The sequence below is a fragment of the Tateyamaria omphalii genome, from assembly GCF_014651375.1.
Classification (GTDB): domain Bacteria; phylum Pseudomonadota; class Alphaproteobacteria; order Rhodobacterales; family Rhodobacteraceae; genus Tateyamaria; species Tateyamaria omphalii.
Map to the genome: position 1 here is coordinate 439,770 of NZ_BMWT01000004.1, position 16,736 is coordinate 456,505.

The following is a 16,736-nucleotide window of genomic DNA, read 5'->3' on the forward strand; positions in this document are numbered from 1 at the left end:
TCGGGCGCCGGTATTGATGCCGGTGCCCGCTTAATACACGGTGGGGGCGTCATGGGCACCGACACAGTCATTCAGATCGAACACGTATGGAAAATCTTTGGCGCCCATCCCCGGGATGCGTTGAACGCCATACGCGAACGGGGACTTTCCAAAGCCGAAGTATTGGCAGAATTCAATGCAGTCGTCGGCGTGGCCGACGTCAGCCTTGATGTGCAGCGTGGCGAAATTTTTTGTATCATGGGCCTGTCTGGCAGTGGCAAATCCACCCTTGTCCGTCACTTCAATCGCCTGCTTGAACCCACCGATGGCAAGATCGAGATCGAAGGCACCGACGTCACGGCGCTGGGCACGAAAGAGTTGCAGCGCTTTCGCAACCAGAAGATTGGGATGGTGTTTCAGAACTTTGCACTGATGCCCCACCGGTCTGTTCTCGACAACGTCGCCATGCCCTTGGAAATTCGGCAGGTGGCCAAGAATGAGCGGATGCGTCAGGCGGCGGCCATTCTGGACATTGTCGAATTGGGGGCGTGGGGCTCAAAGTTCGCCCACGAATTGTCCGGTGGCATGCAGCAGCGGGTCGGTCTGGCCCGTGCTTTGGCGGCCAATCCGGATGTTTTGCTGATGGACGAACCTTTTTCGGCGCTTGACCCGCTGATCCGACGCCAGTTGCAGGACGAATTCATCCGGCTGTCAAAGATTCTGAAGAAGACGACGGTGTTCATCACACACGATCTGGACGAAGCAGTGCGGATCGGGGACCGTATTGCCATCATGCGCGACGGTAAAATGGTGCAGATCGGCACCGCCGAAGACATCGTCATGAACCCTGCTGACGACTACGTGGCGGATTTCGTGGCAGGCATCTCGCGCCTCAAGGTGGTGCATGCCCACGCGGTCATGCAGCCCGTTGATGCCTTTGTCGCGGCCCAGGGGCCCATCACTGCGGACGCGCCACGCGTGAACGAGGCGGAAACTCTGAGCAACCTGATCAATCTGGCCATTGACGACGACAGCCCGATCCTTGTCGAGGATGCGGGGAAAGATATCGGTGTGATCACCCGCGCCGATCTGTTGCGCACGGTCATAGAAGGGACGGAAGTGTCATGAAGGACGAAAACTTCAACCCGCTGGAAGACACCGAAAGCGCTGCGGCACTTGCCTATGCAGAAGAGCGCAGGGACAACATCCGCACCTTCGTGCGTACCAGTCCCGACTATTACATCGCCAATTTTGACCGGGTGGGTGCATCGGCTCGCTTTACCGCGACATTTAACCTGATGGCTGGACTGTTCGGCCCAATCTGGTTTGGCGCGCGTGGCCTGTGGTCCTGGGCGCTCAGCTTCCTGATCATCGAGGCGATCGCATTTGTGCAAATCGCGCGGGGGCTGTTCGGTGATCTGGCTGCCGACGCGATGGCACGGATCGCATCCATCGAAGGGACGCTGGAATTGCGCAAGCAGCAATTGGCCGCCGCCATCGAAAGCGGCTCGGACCGGGTGGATGCATTCCAACGTGCCGTAGATGGGCTTGAGGCGAATATCGGGGGTATACGCGCCGAGGCCGAAGCGCTCGCCGCCGAAGGTCCCATGATCGCTTTGACGGGTCTGATCATTCTTGTTGTAGTGAAGATCGCGCAAGCCGTTGTCGCAAATTGGGCGCTTGAGGCGCGTTTTTCCGACTGGCTGTCCGACAACAGCATCCGGTCCGGTATGCCGGTCCAGCAGATTGTCTTTAGCGCGGTGTTCATGGCGCTGGTCGTCGCTGTCGCCATGGTTCACTACAGCTTTCCGGGGCGCTTTTCGCTGCTTAGCGATTTCCCAACAGACCCAGACATACGGCTGGTTAGCATCGACGGGGTCGAAGCCTTTTTCAATTGGGCAGTGCTCAATGGCGAGGCGCTCTTTGACGGTATCACTTACGCCATCCGGCTTGTTCTGGACGCGCTGGAACTGGTGTTCGTCTCAACCCCTTGGATCGTCATTGCGGCACTGATCATCTTGTTGACATGGCTGACTGCCGGTGTGCGCATGGCGATCTATTCCGGCGCTTTCCTGGCTTATATGGGCCTGCTGGGGTTCTGGGAAAAAGCGATGACAACTCTCGCCTTGTTGGGGACAGCGGCGTGCCTGTCCATCCTCATTGGTATTCCTTTGGGCATGTTTGCGGCGCGGCGCCCACGGTTTTATGCATTCATTCAGCCGATCATGGATTTCATGCAAACCATGCCCGCTTTCGTCTTCATGATCCCGGTGATTGCCTTCTTTGGGACAGGCAAGCCAGCGGCGGTGGTCACGACGATGATCTTTGGTGGCACACCTGTTGTGCGGTTAACGGTGCTTGGCCTGCGTGGTGTACCGGAAAGCGTACGCGAGGCTGCCATCAGTTTCGGAGCAAACAAGTGGTATCTCCTGACCAAGGTCGACCTGCCGCTGGCCAGTCCGTCGATCCGGGCCGGGATCAACCAGACGATCATGTTGTCTCTGGCGATGGTTGTTGTTGCGTCTCTGATCGGGGCGAAGGGTCTGGGCGAAGACGTGCTTGAAGCGCTGCAATACGCCAATGTGGGGCAGGGGATCCTGGCGGGCTTCTCCATCCTGTTCTGCGCCATGATCCTTGACCGGATTGTTCAGGGCCAGCGGAAGTGATCCCACTGGTCCTCGTCCATGGGTTCATGGGCGGCAGTGCACAATGGGATTGCCTCGATCCGTTTCTGTCGGATCGCGTCACCACCATCGCGGTTGACCTTCCGGGCTTTGGAAAGAACGCGGCGCTTCCTCCGGTCGACACGATCACAGGCCTTGCCGATTGGGTGATCCAGGGCCTGCGGGAGCGAGGCATTCATCACTATAACCTCCTGGGCCATTCCATGGGCGGAATGATCGCGCAAGAGATCGCGCGTCGCCACGGCAACGCCGTGAACAAACTCGTCCTTTACTCCACAGGGGCTGTGGGGGTTATCCCGGGGAGGTTCGAGACCATAGCGCAAAGCAAGGCGCGCGCAGGGACCGATGGCGCTTTGGCAACCGCTCGCCGTATCTCGGCGACGTGGTTTGAGGACGAAGAGCAAGGCGCCGGATATCCCGATTGTTCAGTAATTGCCGAGCAGGCCCAGCTTCCGGCGATCCTCGCCGGACTGGATGCAATGGAAGGATGGTCTGGCCGCGACGGTCTTGCGGATCTGGACAATGATACGTTGATCCTTTGGGGTGACGGGGACCGCACATATTCCTGGGACCAAATTCACATCTTGTGGTCCCACATTCCCAAGGCGCGCCTTGCTGTCATTCCGGCTTGTGCCCATGCGGTGCACATGGAAAACCCGTCGACCTTCTGCCAGATACTGGTTGATTTCCTGACGGCTTGAACGGGAACGGTATCATTGCCGACCAATACCAGTCCGGTTCTCAAACGACAATCCAACCACAGGCATGGCCATGCGGACCAAAATGTGGATCGGCGCATCATTGCGATGTTCCGTGGCCGTCAAAACCGACTCACCTAATTGCGCCTAAACTGTGGTGGCTTTCTGAAAACATCCGTACCAACCGGCCATACTGCGAAACAGTCGTGTTGATACCCCACGAACTGTTTCGTCATCGGCCTCAGTGCCCCATTTTCGCCACATCCCTGACACCTATGCCGCACATTCTGGCCCTAGCTTCGCCTTATCCGCCACGCGCGGAGTAACAAGTACGCCCGATCTGCACGGGTGGATAATCAAAGCTCCGTTTGGTGTCGGGGCAAGGAAGCTGTCGATGAAATATACGTTGATCCCCGGTCAGCCTCACACCGCGAGTGAGGAAGAAACAATGTCGATGATCCGCTCGGTCCTGACGGATGATGCGGAAACACTCAAACCACACCGTCGCAAAGCGAAAGTGGCAGACATGGACACGGCCGGTGATCCGCAGGAATCGCTCCGTGCGTTTACCGAGCGCACGCCTCCACCAGCACCGCGTCGCCGGGCAGACGACCTGCCTGAACTTGAAAAAGACACATACGTTCAGAAGCGTCCCGACCGGTTTCATGAGTTGGCAAATACGATCATGCGAGTTCGCCGGTTTGAACCCAAAACACGTCACCTTGCGCTGGCCTGCGCTGCGCTGCTGTTCGTTGTTCGCCCGCATTGGTTTGTCATTGCAGCTGTTATTGTCTTTGCTCTGGTCGTCGCGATCTTCCTGACCTTCGGCGCGGATCGCATCTGGACCGCTGTGCTGGGCTGGCTGGACCGGGTCGAGATGAAAGACAGTGCTCGCGCCGAAGACCTGCGTGCGAAGCTCGATACATTTGCCTATCGGTGGGACAGCGTTTTGGACTTGTTCCCGGATGGCATGGTCGATGGCCTGTACATGCCCGATTTCCAATCCCTGCGGATGGCCGAAGTAGAACACCAAGAGGTCGTGGCAGAGCGTCTGAGCCGGATGGTGCAGGAAACCTGATCTGCGTTCGGCCCTGAAGGTGTTCAAGGCGGGCGCAATCCCGCCTTGAATTCGTCCCAGACTGCCGTTACATCCGGTCCATCCGCAGAAAAGGACATGATCCATGGCCACAACAAACCCACTTCAGTTCATCCAGCAGGTGCGCTCGGAAGTCGCGAAAGTGGTGTGGCCGACCCGGCGAGAGGTGTTCCTCACGACAGTCATGGTGTTTATCCTGGCCGCGTTGACCGCTGTATTCTTTGCCTTGGTCGACATCGTGATCCGCGGCGGTCTTGAGATGGTGCTGACGACCTTCGGATGACACGCAACGAGCGCGACCCTCTTGCACTTTGACATAGCGCGGAGTATTTCCCGATCCTGATCTGAAACAGGCGCGCGGCGATTCGAGCCCCGCGCCGCTTTTTATTCAGGGCGGTGGCACACGCCGCTGCACAAGGCGCAACAAAGCAGGCGAGGGGCCAGAAAAACATGGCGAAACGGTGGTATTCGGTCAGCGTTCTTTCGAATTTCGAAAAGAAGATTGCCGAGCAAATCCGAACCTCGGTCGAAGAAAACGGCCTTGAGGACCAGATCGACGAAGTGTTGGTCCCGACCGAAGAAGTGATCGAGGTCCGTCGCGGCAAGAAAGTGACAACCGAACGCCGCTTTATGCCCGGCTACGTGCTGGTGCACATGGAAATGTCCGACCAGGGTTATCACCTGATCAACTCCATCAACCGCGTCACCGGCTTCCTTGGGCCACAGGGTCGTCCGATGCCGATGCGCGATGCCGAGGTAAACCAGATCCTGAACCGCGTTCAGGAAGGAGAGGAAGCACCTAAGCTGATGATCAGCTTCGAGGTCGGCGAAAAGGTCAAGGTCAACGACGGCCCGTTCGAGGATTTCGACGGCATGGTCGAAGAGGTCGACGAGGACAACCAGCGCCTGAAAGTGACCGTATCCATCTTTGGTCGCGAAACGCCCGTCGAGCTGGAATACACGCAGGTCACCAAACAGATTTGATCGTATGACATCGGTATGATGAAAAGGCGCGCTTTTGTGCGCCTTTCTTTGTTTTGGAATGGGCGTGGACTGTTCTTCTGCGAACTGCATGCACAGTTTGGGAACTACAGACGCCCACACCGGATCGCGGTCGCCGGAAGCGGCCAAAACTTGTTCAGCGACTGGCTGACTTGTGGGCGAAGTCGACTTTCTTGAACTTACAAATGGCGGTTTCGGGGGCGAATCTGTACTTTGTTCTTGCCACGCTCTTCGGTCGAATGGATGGACCAGATGCACTGTTAGCCTGACTGCTGAAGAGTTCGCCCGACCCGACCCGTTATTACTATTCCGCTGAGCTTTCAAAAAGGTCAGAAGGCGCTCTGATGTGGGCGCAATACGTATTTCTGCGCTCCACTGGGCTCGGCACTGCGAGTCGCACTGTTCAAAAATTGGGCGCTGCAAACCCCTTGGGTCAAGGGAACTTTTGCAAATCAACGGGATAAGATGGTGCTGCTGGAGAGAATTGAACTCTCGACCTCTCCCTTACCAAGGGAGTGCTCTACCTCTGAGCTACAGCAGCGCCGTGCGCGGCGGGATAGACCCAAATGCCCCCCCATGCAAGCCCATTCTGGACGCCAAATGCACCCTGCGGTACAGAAGCGGCATGGCAGACAAATCCCCACCCAAGCCCAAGGCAAAAGACGACCGCGAAGCGCGGCTCAAACAGGCGCTCAAATCCAATATGGCAAAGCGCAAGGCACAAGCCAAGGCACGGGCACAGGTAGGCAACAAACAGGAGCAAGACAATGGATAGTATTCTGGTCAAGGGCGGCGGCGCTCTCAATGGGCAGATCCCGATTGCGGGTGCCAAGAACGCCTGCCTGACGCTGATGCCGGCGACCTTGCTCAGTGACGAGCCGCTGACGCTGACCAATGCGCCGCGCCTATCGGATATCCGCACCATGACGCAACTGCTGCAATCGCTCGGGGCCGAGGTCACGTCGATGCAGGACGGCCAGGTGCAGGCGATGTCGTGCCATGGTGCGATCAACACCCGTGCCGAATATGACATCGTGCGCAAGATGCGCGCCTCGAACCTGGTGCTTGGCCCGCTGCTCGCACGCGAAGGGCATGCCGAGGTCTCTTTGCCCGGTGGCTGCGCCATCGGCGCGCGTCCCATGGATATTCACACTGATGGTCTGGCCAAGATGGGGGCCGAAATTGATCTGCGCGATGGCTACCTGCATGCCAAGGCGGACGGCGGCAAGCTCAAGGGCGCCGTGATCGACTTCCCCTTCGCCTCTGTCGGTGCCACAGAAAACATCATGATGGCCGCGACGCTTGCCAAGGGCACCACGGTCATCAACAACGCTGCACGCGAACCCGAGATCGTAGACCTTGCCACCTGTCTGCGGGCCATGGGGGCGCAAATCGAAGGGGATGGAACCTCGACGATCACCATCCAGGGGGTGGACAAGTTGCACGGTGCGACCCATCGCGTTGTCACCGATCGGATCGAGTTGGGCACTTACATGCTGGCCCCCGCCATCTGCGGAGGCGAGGTTGAGCTGCTGGGCGGCAAAGTCGATCTTGTCGGCGCCTTCTGTGAGAAGCTGGATGCGGCCGGGATCAGTGTCGAACAAACGGATGTGGGCCTGAAGGTGGCACGCAAGAACGGACGCATCCGCGCGGTAGATGTGACAACCGAACCCTTCCCGGGTTTCCCGACGGACCTGCAGGCACAGATGATGGCGCTGCTGTGCACAGCTGAGGGGACTTCGGTGCTGGAAGAAAAGATATTCGAGAACCGCTTCATGCACGCGCCGGAACTGGTACGCATGGGCGCTGACATCGAAGTGCATGGCGGCACGGCCACTGTAAAGGGGGTCGAGAAGCTGAAAGGCGCGCCCGTCATGGCGACAGATCTGCGGGCGAGCGTTAGCCTGATCCTCGCGGGTCTTGCCGCCGAAGGGGAAACGCGAGTTGCGCGGGTCTACCACCTCGACCGGGGCTATGAACACGTGGTGCGCAAGCTGTCAGGTGTGGGTGCAGATATCGAACGGATTGCGGGGGACTGATGCAAGACGCACGGTTTGAAGATGGGCGCGAGGCGCCTCTGAACCTTGGCGCGCTGGATGCAGATGATCTGCAAGTGGTGTCGTCGCTGGTGCAGGACGCGGTGTTTCCGATCACGGAAATGCGCTGGGATGCCAAGGGGCGGTGCTTTGCTCTGCTATTGAACCGGTTCCGTTGGGAAGATGAGGGCCGCGCGCGTCATGCGCCCGAGCGGGTGCAATCCCTGCTGGCCTTCAACGATGTCTTGCGGGTCGCCAGCCAGGGCGTGGACCGCTCGGACAAGGACGTGATCCTATCGCTTCTGTCCGTCACGTTCGAGGCGGGCGCGGACGGCGCAGGGGACATCCTGCTGACACTTGCGGGTGACGGCGCGCTGCGTCTGTCGGTTGAGGCGATCGACGTAACGCTCAAGGACGTGACCAGACCTTACGTTGCTCCGTCGAAATCCGTGCCCAAACACAATGACTGACTTGTCCGTGCGCCGTCTTGTCGGCGCGGATGTAGGAGACTGGCGCGCGCTACGGCTTGAGGCGTTGTCGACGTATCCGGAGGCATTTCTGACCACCTATGACGAGGCTGCAGCGGAGTCGTTGGACACCATCGCGGACCGTTTGGACAACGGCCAGACATTTGGTGTGTTTGTCGCGTCAGACATTGTGGGCATCGGCAGCCTGATCCAACTGACAAAGACGCAAACAAAGCACAGGGCAGAACTCGGTGCGTTCTTTGTCCAACCCGGCGCGCAAGGCAGTGGTGCTGCAAGCGCACTTGTTCAAGGCATCACAGAAGCAGCCAGGCAATCAGGTATCAGTCAGTTGGAGCTGTTCGTTGCTGCCAGCAATGCCCGTGCCATCGCGTTTTATACACGCACGGGTTTTCGCGAGGTCGGAAGGATACCCAACGCGACCCTGAGCGATGGTCATGCCGAGACCGACCTGATCATGATCCATGCAATCGGGTAGGCCTCAAGGCGGGCCGATTTCTGGGTAGTCAGCTGGGCAGGATCAGATATGCGACCACGGCCCCGAAAATATAAGCGGGATTTATCCTCAGAATAATCCACAAGAGCTGTTGACGAATACGGCGGATTATCGCCTACTGGTTGATATAGGCACACGATGTAGATGTGCGACGGAAAACCGAGCAGCGTATCTGGGGGATATTCTATGGCATTGAAGTATTTGCGGGACAGCCTTCCTTGGCTGGTCCCATCGGCCGCAATTGTGTTTGCAGCATCTGGTTTTCTGGAGCTTGGCGGTGGAGAAGACGCCGCACCGGCAGGTGAACAGACATTTTCAAATACAACTGCAACGCAAGTTGTAGCGGCTCAATCGGTACCGACCGAAACCGTGCACGAAGAGGTGGTTGCCCGACAGGCTGGTCCCGAAACCACACTGACAACGGTGGGTACATCATCTGCGCAGGCGCTGCCTCTGGCCGCCGCTCCGTTGCCGCAGCCCACACCCGCCCCGGAACTGCAACGAACTGCCGCATTGTCGACACCACCTGCGGCCCCGTTCTTCGACACCAGCAGCTTTGGTGCAGCCGCTCAGCAGCAATGCCTCGAAGATCTACGCACCATGGCGGACCAAGCACGTGTTTACTTCCCAAGCGGCGGTCTGAATGCGGATCAGGGCGGCATTGAACAAGGCCGTCTTCTTGGCTTGATCGCGCAAACCTGCCCAGATGTGCAGATTCGGGTGGAAGGCCATTCGGACCCATCCGGCGATCCAAGTGCCAACCTCCGCCTCAGCCAAGCGCGTGCAGAAGAGGTGATCAAACGTATTGGCGCGTCGGGCCTCGACACGAGCATGTTCTTTGCGGAAGGTTTGGGCGACCGCCAGCCGTCGGGCATTGTAGGGCCAGAGCCTGCTTCGTACTATGATCGCCGGGTCGAGTTCTCGATCGTTGACAAAATCACGCGCGTTGCCGTGCGCGCACCCACGGTTGCAAAGCCATGGGCCACAGCCGCATGCGTGACCGAACTGCAGCGCGCCGTTGACAGCACCACACTGTTCTATGCTCCGCGCTCCGTGTCGCTTGGGGCGGGCGATCTGGACACCGCCATGGGGCTGGCCACCTTGGCGATGGAATGCCCACATGCCCGTCTGCGCGTGATCGGCCACCATGCAGGTGACCTGCAGGCAGGAGAGGGCGTTGCAACCGGCCTTCTGCGGGCCAAGGCGCTTATGGCGATGCTGGTCGGTCGTGGTGTTGCGTCCGAAGAGATCATCATCGCCGCCCCGTCGCGCCCGCTGAACGACGCGGGCCTTCCAGGTAGCCGCGTCCGCTTTGACGTGATCCTCGAAGAGGGCTGACAGCCTGTCCCCGCGGGGACAAAGCTGTAAAACATGCTTGTAATTTGGACAGGAGCGCTGTAACCGGCGCTCCTGTTGCATTTGCAGCATCCCATGTGGGAGGCGCGGCGGTCGCGACCGCCAGACCAGACCACATCAACATAGGCCAAGGGGCGCGTCCCGCGGCTGTTTGAAAAGGAGATTGGCACATGGCCAAGAAACTTGCCGGCACCATGAAATTGCAGGTGCCCGCCGGTCAGGCAAACCCATCCCCGCCGGTTGGTCCGGCCCTGGGTCAGCGCGGCATCAACATCATGGAATTCTGCAAGGCGTTCAACGCCAAGACCGCAGACATGGAGCCCGGTGCGCCGTGCCCCACCGTGATCACCTACTACCAGGACAAATCCTTCGCCATGGATATCAAGACGCCCCCGGCGTCCTACTATCTGAAAAAGGCGGCCAAGGTGAAATCTGGTGCGAACAACCCGTCGCGTGAAACCGTGGGCACCGTGACAGCGGCCCAGGTCAAGGAAATCGCCGAAGCGAAAATGAAAGATCTGAACGCCAACGACATCGAAGGCGCAATGCAGATCATCCTGGGCTCCGCCCGCTCCATGGGCATCGAGGTGAAGTAAGATGGCAAAGCTTGGAAAACGCACAAAAGCGGCCCGCGAAGCCTTCGCCGGTAAAGAGAACCTGACCGTCGAGGAAGCCGTGGCACTGGTCAAAGGCAATGCTTCGGCCAAGTTCGACGAAACCGTCGAAATCTCGATGAACCTCGGCGTTGATCCCCGCCACGCGGACCAAATGGTGCGCGGCGTGGTTGGCCTGCCCAACGGCACCGGCAAGGACGTCCGCGTCGCTGTCTTCGCCCGCGGCCCCAAGGCCGAAGAAGCGCAAGCCGCTGGTGCGGACATTGTTGGCGCTGAAGATCTGATGGAAACCGTCCAGGGCGGCACCATCGACTTTGACCGCTGCATCGCCACCCCCGACATGATGCCGATCGTGGGCCGTCTGGGTAAAGTGCTTGGCCCCCGCAACCTGATGCCGAACCCCAAAGTTGGCACTGTGACCATGGACGTCGCTGATGCCGTGAAAGCGGCCAAGGGCGGCGAAGTTCAGTTCAAGGCCGAGAAGGCTGGCGTTGTACACGCTGGCGTTGGCAAAGCGTCCTTTGACGAAGCCAAGCTGGTCGAAAACATCCGCGCCTTCGTGGGTGCTGTTGCCAAGGCCAAGCCTGCTGGCGCGAAAGGCACCTACATGAAAAAGGTGTCACTGAGCTCGACCATGGGCCCAGGCGTGAGCGTTGACGTGGATAACGCTGTCACCGAGTAATCGGGCGACAAAGGATCTTTGAGGGGCGCGCATCCGAAAGGATGCGCGCCTTTTTTGTGGCGTGGTACTGATCTGGGACATCGAGCGGTACGACCTCCATCAAAGCGGTCGAGGTCTGGAAGGATGGCCCGCAGAAACAGCGGCCTCTGTTTGTTGCACCAACAATATCTGCTTGCGATATGTCAGGCTGCCACCATGTCCACTTCGGATGGTGAAAAGCCGAAGGAAGCCACCATATTCCGATGAGCGTCCGTCCCAATAAAGTTTGAGAGAACTGCATCGACATCCTTCAACAGTTCTGGGTCATTCGAACCGAAAGCGAACGACCCGAAAGCAGGTGGTTTTTCTGAGTTTGGTACCATGATCAGTTCTAGACCCCATTCCGGGTTCTGCTCGATAAACCCGCTATGCGCGCGGCCTACGCTGGTATAGGCGTCAGCAATGCCTTCGCGTACGGCCCGCGCGGCGGCGGCATATGTTTCGAATATCGCAACTTGATCTGCATCGACGCCCAACTCGAGCGCTGAACGATGCTGAACCTGACTACGGATTACAGCCAGTCGGACGTTGGAGTTATCGGCCACCGACTGATAGCCGCTCAGTCCCAACGGATTTCCCTTTGCCACCAGTAATCCGTCCGGCAGCGCCCAGATCGGGCGGCTGAACAATGCACTTCTCCTGCGTTCATCGGTTGCAAATAGTCCGGTCGTCATACGCCACCGACTGTCTTGAAGACCTGGCAGAAGTTCAGCAAATTCCGTCTCAACAGCTTCAAATTCCGCAATACCAAGCTCCGCAAACACATGCCGGGCGAGTTCCACATCGCAACCCGTGACTTGGCCTGTTGCATCAACGTAGTTAAAGGGCGGTTCGATCAGATAGGCAAACTTCATGGGTCATCCTCTTTGGTGTCTGGGCCATAGCTGGCAATTTTGATGGCGAGGATGCTTTCGCATTTTTCGAGAGTGGCGCGTTTGGCCTTCAGGGTCGCTGCGTGATCCGCAAGGATTTGCCGCCGCTCTTCGATCCCTGCATCGCCTGTTTTGGCTAGCGCCGTGAACCGACGCATTTGCTTGAGAGACATGCCCGTTTCGCGCAACCAGTAGAGCAGGGTCAGCCATTCGATCAAACGGGGCGTGAACCGACGATGCCCATCGGTGCCCCGCTCAATCTCTGGCAACATACCCGACTTTTCGTAGAACCTTATCGTATGTGCGGACAGCCCACAGGCTTTCGCTGCTTCAGCAATTCTCATCTTGGCAAGTGTTCCTCTGACCTTTTGGTAGCGGGTTAGAGTAGCTCCAAGTCAATAGTGATTTCCGAAAAAAATGCCGGCCTTCAAATGGGTTGCGGCATCGGTCACAGAAAGCCCGAAGCAACCAAATGCCTGTCTCCAAACCATGCCCGGCTGTGTACTGTCACCCAATACAGTCCGCTGTGCTCAGCCCGACGGTTCTTTCTATAACAAGAAAGGTCCACTAGAAGGAAACCATACGGATATTGCGGAATGTCATGAACTTACGAGATTTGGAATACGTCGTCGCAGTTGCGAAATGTGGTAACTTCAGCTTCGCGGCGGAGTATTGCAACGTCTCACAGCCCGCTCTGTCAAATCAGATCAAGAAGCTGGAGAAAGAGCTGGGCACCGATCTGTTCCTCCGCCTCAGCGGCGAAGTCAGACCAACCACCTGCGGTCAACGCATCGTAAAAATTGCCGAAGAGATGTTGATCAGCGCGCAGCGGATCAAAGACACGGCAACCGAGTTTCGCGACCCCGAAGCGGTGCCTTTTAACATCGGCCTGACCCCGACGCTCGCCCCGTATCTGACGGATTACTTCTCAAATCTATTCAGCGTCCTTTTTCCACGCATGCGGGTCACGATGATCGAAGACCTGCCGCAGAACATGTTGAAGATGGTCGAGGATCACAGCCTAGACGTTGCCTTGGTGGCGAAACTCAATCACAATCCGACGCTCGAGTTCACGTCGATCTGGGAAGAACCTTTGTATTTGGCGGTTCACGAAGGCCACCCGCTTGCGCCCCTGCCATCCATCCGGCCAGAAGACGTTCCAGTACATGACTTCATCCGTCTTCCGCATTCGTTCGGATACGAACTTGAAGAACGGTTGCCAACACCTGATCAGGCATCACGCGGCTCAAAGAAGTTCGACCTGACCGCCCTGCGTTTCGAAACCATCTGCCGACACATCTGTCATTCGGACGATTGTACCATTGTCTCTGCCCTTGCTGCCGAGCAGTTCCGCCAAGACAATTGGCCTTTGTCCTTCATCCCGTTTGAAGCCCCCGGGAACCTGCGCAATCTCGGTGCGGCGTCGCGATTGAACTGCCCTCGAAAACCGCTGCTTGCCAAGATCGGGGCCTATATCCAGGAAAACCCACCCAAAGGCGTCACGCCAACATTTGTGGCGTGACGCGTCTTTTTCCTACTCGATAAAGGTGCGTGCCAACCGGTCGCTCAGCGGTTGGGTCAGGTAGCTGAGGGCCGTGCGTTCGCCCGTGTTCACGAACAGGTCGGCGGGCATACCCGGCACAAGATCCAGTGCGGCCACCTCTTGGGATTGGACGTCATCCAGTTTGACGCGCGCGGTGTAGTAATAGTCTCCGGTGCGTTCGTCTTCGAGGCTGTCGGCAGAGATGTCGATGATGCGGCCCTCTGCCTCGGGCACATCGCCCTGATCAAAGGCAGACAGACGCACGCGCGTGGACTGACCGACATAGAGTTTTTCGATGTCGGCGGTATTCACCCGCGCCTCGACCACCAGCGGTTGGTCAATCGGCACGATGTCCAGAATGGGTGCCCCCGGGCGGACAACGCCGCCAGCGGTGAACACCGTCATCTCGACCACACGGCCACTGACGGGCGCAGTGATTGCCACACGCTTCAACCGTTCCGAGGCCCCAATAAACTGCGGCTCAAGCGTAGCAAGTGACGCATCGATCTGCGCCAGTTCGGTCGAAGCTGCCTCGTCCCGCAAGGTGCGTGCGCCGATTCTGGCCAGTTGCAACTCGCTGATCTGGTTGCGGGCCTGTGCCACTTGGGTCAGCAGTGCCGCGTCCACACCGATCAGGCGCTCGACCTCGACCCGGCGCGCATTCACGCGGGCCGCTGCAACAAGGCCTTTGTCCAGCAAGGTTTGCAGATTGCCAAGCTCCTGGCGTGTGATGTCCAGCTGCCGAGTGTTGGAGGCGCGTTGCGATTGCAGGCCGCTCACTTGATCCTCGAGATTGGTGATGCGTTGCGCTGTCAGGGCCTCTTCGGCATCGCGCGACCTGCGTTCTGCATCAAACAGCAGCTTCTGAGTGGTGAATGCCGTGGCCCACGTTGCGGGGTCCAGTTCGACACGCATCATCTGCGCAACGGACGTTTGATCGAATGTGTCTGTGTCTTGCAGTTGGGCCATCAGTCGCGCACGGCGTACCGACAGATCGCTGAGTTGGCTTTCGATCACATCCAGATCGACACCCAGATCTGTACTGTCCAGTTCCAAAAGGGTCTGGCCCGCTTCGACCAGGTCGCCGTTGCTGACGAGAATACTGCTGACGATGCCGCCATCCAGATGCTCAACCGTCTTGCGATTGCCTTCGACCACAAAACTCGCCTGGGCCACAACTGCGCCATCCAGTTTCGACGCCGTCGCCCAATAGGTGGCTCCGCCAAGGAAACTGATTACGGCCAACAGTCCGAAGACCACGAAGCCAGTGATGCCAGCGCCTGAATCCTTGGGTTGAACGCGGTTGTAGTCTTCAAGGCGCAGAACGCCGGTGTTGCGGGCGGGTGTAAGTGCGGTTGTCATTGTGCTGCTCCTTTCACAGCGGCCGTTTGCGCGCGGCGAGCGGCCAATTGTGCGGCGGCGGTCTGCGCCACGGCTGTCTCTTGCTGACGTGGGCGCAGTATATCCTGCTTGTCGCCAAAACCGGTTTGCGTGCCTTTGTTGAGTGTCAGAACCTTGTTGACGGCCTCCAACGTGCTGGGGCGATGCGTCATCACGAATGTGATGGCCCCGCGTGCACTGGCGCCGCGAATGGCGTTGCGCAGTGCCGCCTCACCTTGGGCGTCCAGATCGGAGTTCGGCTCATCCAACACTAGAATGAACGGATCATCATAGAGCGCGCGTGCCAGCGCGATCCGTTGACGTTGACCGCCGGACAGATGGAAGCCGTCGCCGATCTCGGTCGCGTAGCCGTCGGGCAAGCTGCTGATCAGACCGTGCACATCGGCGGCGACGGCTGCGGCCAGCACCTTGCTGTCGTCGATCGAGGTTGAAAACCGCGCAATGTTTTCGCGAATGGTCCCATCGAACAAATGCACATCCTGCGGCAAGTAGCCCACCAAACGTCCCAGCTCTTCGGGATCCCATTTGGCCATCGGGGTGCCATCGAGGCGAATGGCGCCGCGTTGCGGTGTCCAGATCCCGGCCAGCATCTTTGCCAGCGTCGACTTGCCGGACCCGCTGTGACCGATCACGGCCAAAACATCGCCAGCCGAAAGGGCAAACTCGATCCCACCGATGGTGGCGTTTTGCGCCAAGGGCGGGCCCGCCTGCGCGATGGCTGCATTCAGAGAGATTTGCGGACGCGGCAGTGCTAACCGCTTGGGCGGCTCGGGGTAGGTTTCGGACAGAGCGCGCAAGGTCTTGTACGAGCCACGTGCGGCCAGGAAGGTGCGCCACTGACCGATCAGTTGGTCGATAGGCGCAAGCGCGCGGGCAAGTACGATGGTGGCGGCAATCATCACACCGGCGGTGGCCTGACCGCTGACGGCAAGGGCGGCGCCCAAACCCAACATGCCCGATTGCAAGGCCATGCGGGTCGTCTTGGACATCACCGAAAAGCTGGCCAGCCGGTCAGACACACGGGATTTCAGGTGATGCGCATTGTGTTGCAGAGCTGTCCAACGCCGGGCGAGATCACCAGTCATACCCATCGCGTGGACAAGCTCTGCGTTCTGTTCACTGGAGGTGAACAAACTGTCGGATCTGGCGCGCGCTTGACCTGCGTCTTGCATAACTTCGGCAGAACGGGCGTTGTTGATCAGGGCCATGACTGTCAGGAACAACGCACCGGCAAGACCAAGCGCGCCAAGATAGGGGTGCAGGACATAAAGCACACCCAGATAAAGCGGGATCCACGGTGCATCGAAAAATGCGACCAGAGTGGGCCCCGAAATGAAGTCGCGCATCCCGTTCACATCAGCGGCGGGGTTGTCGCCACTGGCCTTGCCTTGAACCCGGCGGCGGATCGAGGCCTGCAGGATCGGCGCGCCAATCTCCAACTCAAAACGCGCGCCAAGACGGCTGAGGATACGCATACGGATCAGGTCCAGAAGGCCGGTGACCAGGAAAACACCACCCAGGAGAATACTGAGGGCAATCAGGGTGTCCATGTTCTGGCTGGTCAGCACGCGATCATAGACTTGCAACATGTAAAGGGGGCCAGCGAGCATCAGCAGGTTCAGGATCATGCTGAAGAAGCCGATGGCGACAAAGCCGCTGCGCAGCTTGCCCCATGCGGATTTGACGGTGGATTTTTTCTGAAACATTTGGGTGATCTCTTTTCAGCGTGAAGAGGTGGCGACATGGGCCGCCA

General features: G+C 58.6%; 18 protein-coding genes and 1 tRNA gene. 14 read left to right on the forward strand and 5 right to left on the reverse strand.

Translation table 11 applies throughout. The features are described 5' to 3' along the window. Positions 1-51 precede the first annotated feature (51 nt). The 6 genes from IE087_RS16095 to nusG all read left to right on the forward strand — a co-directional run bounded on the left by IE087_RS16095 (position 52) and on the right by nusG (position 5,441). Positions 52-1,107 (forward strand): quaternary amine ABC transporter ATP-binding protein, encoded by a 1,056-nt coding sequence (locus tag IE087_RS16095; RefSeq protein ID WP_189370379.1) that lies wholly within the window; start codon positions 52-54, stop codon positions 1,105-1,107. After that, on the forward strand, positions 1,104-2,645 hold the full coding sequence (locus tag IE087_RS16100) for an ABC transporter permease (RefSeq protein WP_189370380.1): 1,542 nt from the start codon (positions 1,104-1,106) through the stop codon (positions 2,643-2,645). The genes IE087_RS16095 and IE087_RS16100 overlap by 4 nt, the downstream gene beginning before the upstream one ends. Continuing rightward, positions 2,642-3,364 carry an alpha/beta fold hydrolase gene (locus IE087_RS16105; RefSeq protein ID WP_189370381.1) on the forward strand — a complete coding sequence of 241 codons (723 nt, stop codon included), beginning with the start codon at positions 2,642-2,644 and terminating at the stop codon, positions 3,362-3,364. The genes IE087_RS16100 and IE087_RS16105 overlap by 4 nt, the downstream gene beginning before the upstream one ends. 391 nt (positions 3,365-3,755) lie before the next feature. After that, positions 3,756-4,439, forward strand: a complete 684-nt coding sequence (locus IE087_RS16110; RefSeq protein WP_189370382.1) for a hypothetical protein — start codon at positions 3,756-3,758, stop codon at positions 4,437-4,439. A gap of 103 nt (positions 4,440-4,542) precedes the next feature. After that, complete coding sequence (secE, locus tag IE087_RS16115) at positions 4,543-4,740, forward strand: preprotein translocase subunit SecE (protein WP_189370383.1); 198 nt, start codon at positions 4,543-4,545, stop codon at positions 4,738-4,740. Positions 4,741-4,907: 167 nt separating this feature from the next. Next, on the forward strand, positions 4,908-5,441 hold the full coding sequence (gene nusG / locus IE087_RS16120; RefSeq protein ID WP_039689781.1) for a transcription termination/antitermination protein NusG: 534 nt from the start codon (positions 4,908-4,910) through the stop codon (positions 5,439-5,441). 484 nt (positions 5,442-5,925) lie between these two features. On the opposite strand, the gene IE087_RS16125 is transcribed toward nusG, so the two are convergent. Further along, a tRNA-Thr gene (locus IE087_RS16125) sits at positions 5,926-6,000 on the reverse strand. A gap of 84 nt (positions 6,001-6,084) precedes the next feature. On the opposite strand from IE087_RS16125, the gene IE087_RS16130 reads away from it, so the two are divergent. From IE087_RS16130 to rplA, 7 genes are all read left to right on the forward strand, one after another. Then, positions 6,085-6,234 carry a hypothetical protein gene (locus tag IE087_RS16130; protein ID WP_189370384.1) on the forward strand — a complete coding sequence of 50 codons (150 nt, stop codon included), beginning with the start codon at positions 6,085-6,087 and terminating at the stop codon, positions 6,232-6,234. Beyond that, positions 6,227-7,498 (forward strand): UDP-N-acetylglucosamine 1-carboxyvinyltransferase, encoded by a 1,272-nt coding sequence (gene murA, locus IE087_RS16135; RefSeq protein ID WP_189370385.1) that lies wholly within the window; start codon positions 6,227-6,229, stop codon positions 7,496-7,498. Before IE087_RS16130 ends, murA begins: the two co-directional genes overlap by 8 nt. Beyond that, complete coding sequence (locus IE087_RS16140) at positions 7,498-7,965, forward strand: DUF2948 family protein (RefSeq protein WP_189370386.1); 468 nt, start codon at positions 7,498-7,500, stop codon at positions 7,963-7,965. The genes murA and IE087_RS16140 overlap by 1 nt, the downstream gene beginning before the upstream one ends. Continuing rightward, positions 7,958-8,458 carry a GNAT family N-acetyltransferase gene (locus IE087_RS16145; protein ID WP_189370387.1) on the forward strand — a complete coding sequence of 167 codons (501 nt, stop codon included), beginning with the start codon at positions 7,958-7,960 and terminating at the stop codon, positions 8,456-8,458. The genes IE087_RS16140 and IE087_RS16145 overlap by 8 nt, the downstream gene beginning before the upstream one ends. 204 nt (positions 8,459-8,662) lie before the next feature. Further along, positions 8,663-9,814, forward strand: a complete 1,152-nt coding sequence (locus tag IE087_RS16150) for an OmpA family protein (RefSeq protein ID WP_189370388.1) — start codon at positions 8,663-8,665, stop codon at positions 9,812-9,814. A gap of 188 nt (positions 9,815-10,002) precedes the next feature. Beyond that, a complete protein-coding gene (rplK, locus tag IE087_RS16155; protein WP_189370389.1) occupies positions 10,003-10,428 on the forward strand; it encodes a 50S ribosomal protein L11 in 426 nt (141 codons plus the stop codon). A 1-nt stretch (position 10,429) separates the two neighbouring features. Then, a complete protein-coding gene (rplA, locus tag IE087_RS16160; RefSeq protein ID WP_189370390.1) occupies positions 10,430-11,128 on the forward strand; it encodes a 50S ribosomal protein L1 in 699 nt (232 codons plus the stop codon). Between the two features lie 182 nt (positions 11,129-11,310). On the opposite strand, the gene IE087_RS16165 is transcribed toward rplA, so the two are convergent. Both IE087_RS16165 and IE087_RS16170 read right to left on the reverse strand, forming a co-directional pair. After that, on the reverse strand, positions 11,311-12,021 hold the full coding sequence (locus IE087_RS16165; RefSeq protein ID WP_189370391.1) for a transporter substrate-binding domain-containing protein: 711 nt from the start codon (positions 12,019-12,021) through the stop codon (positions 11,311-11,313). Beyond that, positions 12,018-12,383 (reverse strand): MerR family transcriptional regulator, encoded by a 366-nt coding sequence (locus tag IE087_RS16170; RefSeq protein WP_189370392.1) that lies wholly within the window; start codon positions 12,381-12,383, stop codon positions 12,018-12,020. Before IE087_RS16170 ends, IE087_RS16165 begins: the two co-directional genes overlap by 4 nt. Positions 12,384-12,640: 257 nt before the next feature. On the opposite strand from IE087_RS16170, the gene IE087_RS16175 reads away from it, so the two are divergent. Further along, positions 12,641-13,561: a LysR family transcriptional regulator gene (locus tag IE087_RS16175; RefSeq protein ID WP_189370393.1), complete on the forward strand. Its 921-nt coding sequence runs from the start codon at positions 12,641-12,643 to the stop codon at positions 13,559-13,561. Between the two features lie 12 nt (positions 13,562-13,573). Here the strand turns inward: IE087_RS16175 and IE087_RS16180 are convergent, their stop codons facing one another. Both IE087_RS16180 and IE087_RS16185 read right to left on the reverse strand, forming a co-directional pair. Then, on the reverse strand, positions 13,574-14,944 hold the full coding sequence (locus IE087_RS16180) for an HlyD family type I secretion periplasmic adaptor subunit (RefSeq protein ID WP_189370394.1): 1,371 nt from the start codon (positions 14,942-14,944) through the stop codon (positions 13,574-13,576). After that, entirely contained in the window at positions 14,941-16,689 is a 1,749-nt protein-coding gene (locus IE087_RS16185) for a type I secretion system permease/ATPase (RefSeq protein WP_189370395.1), read from the reverse strand. The genes IE087_RS16180 and IE087_RS16185 overlap by 4 nt, the downstream gene beginning before the upstream one ends. Between the last annotated feature and the right edge of the window lie 47 nt (positions 16,690-16,736).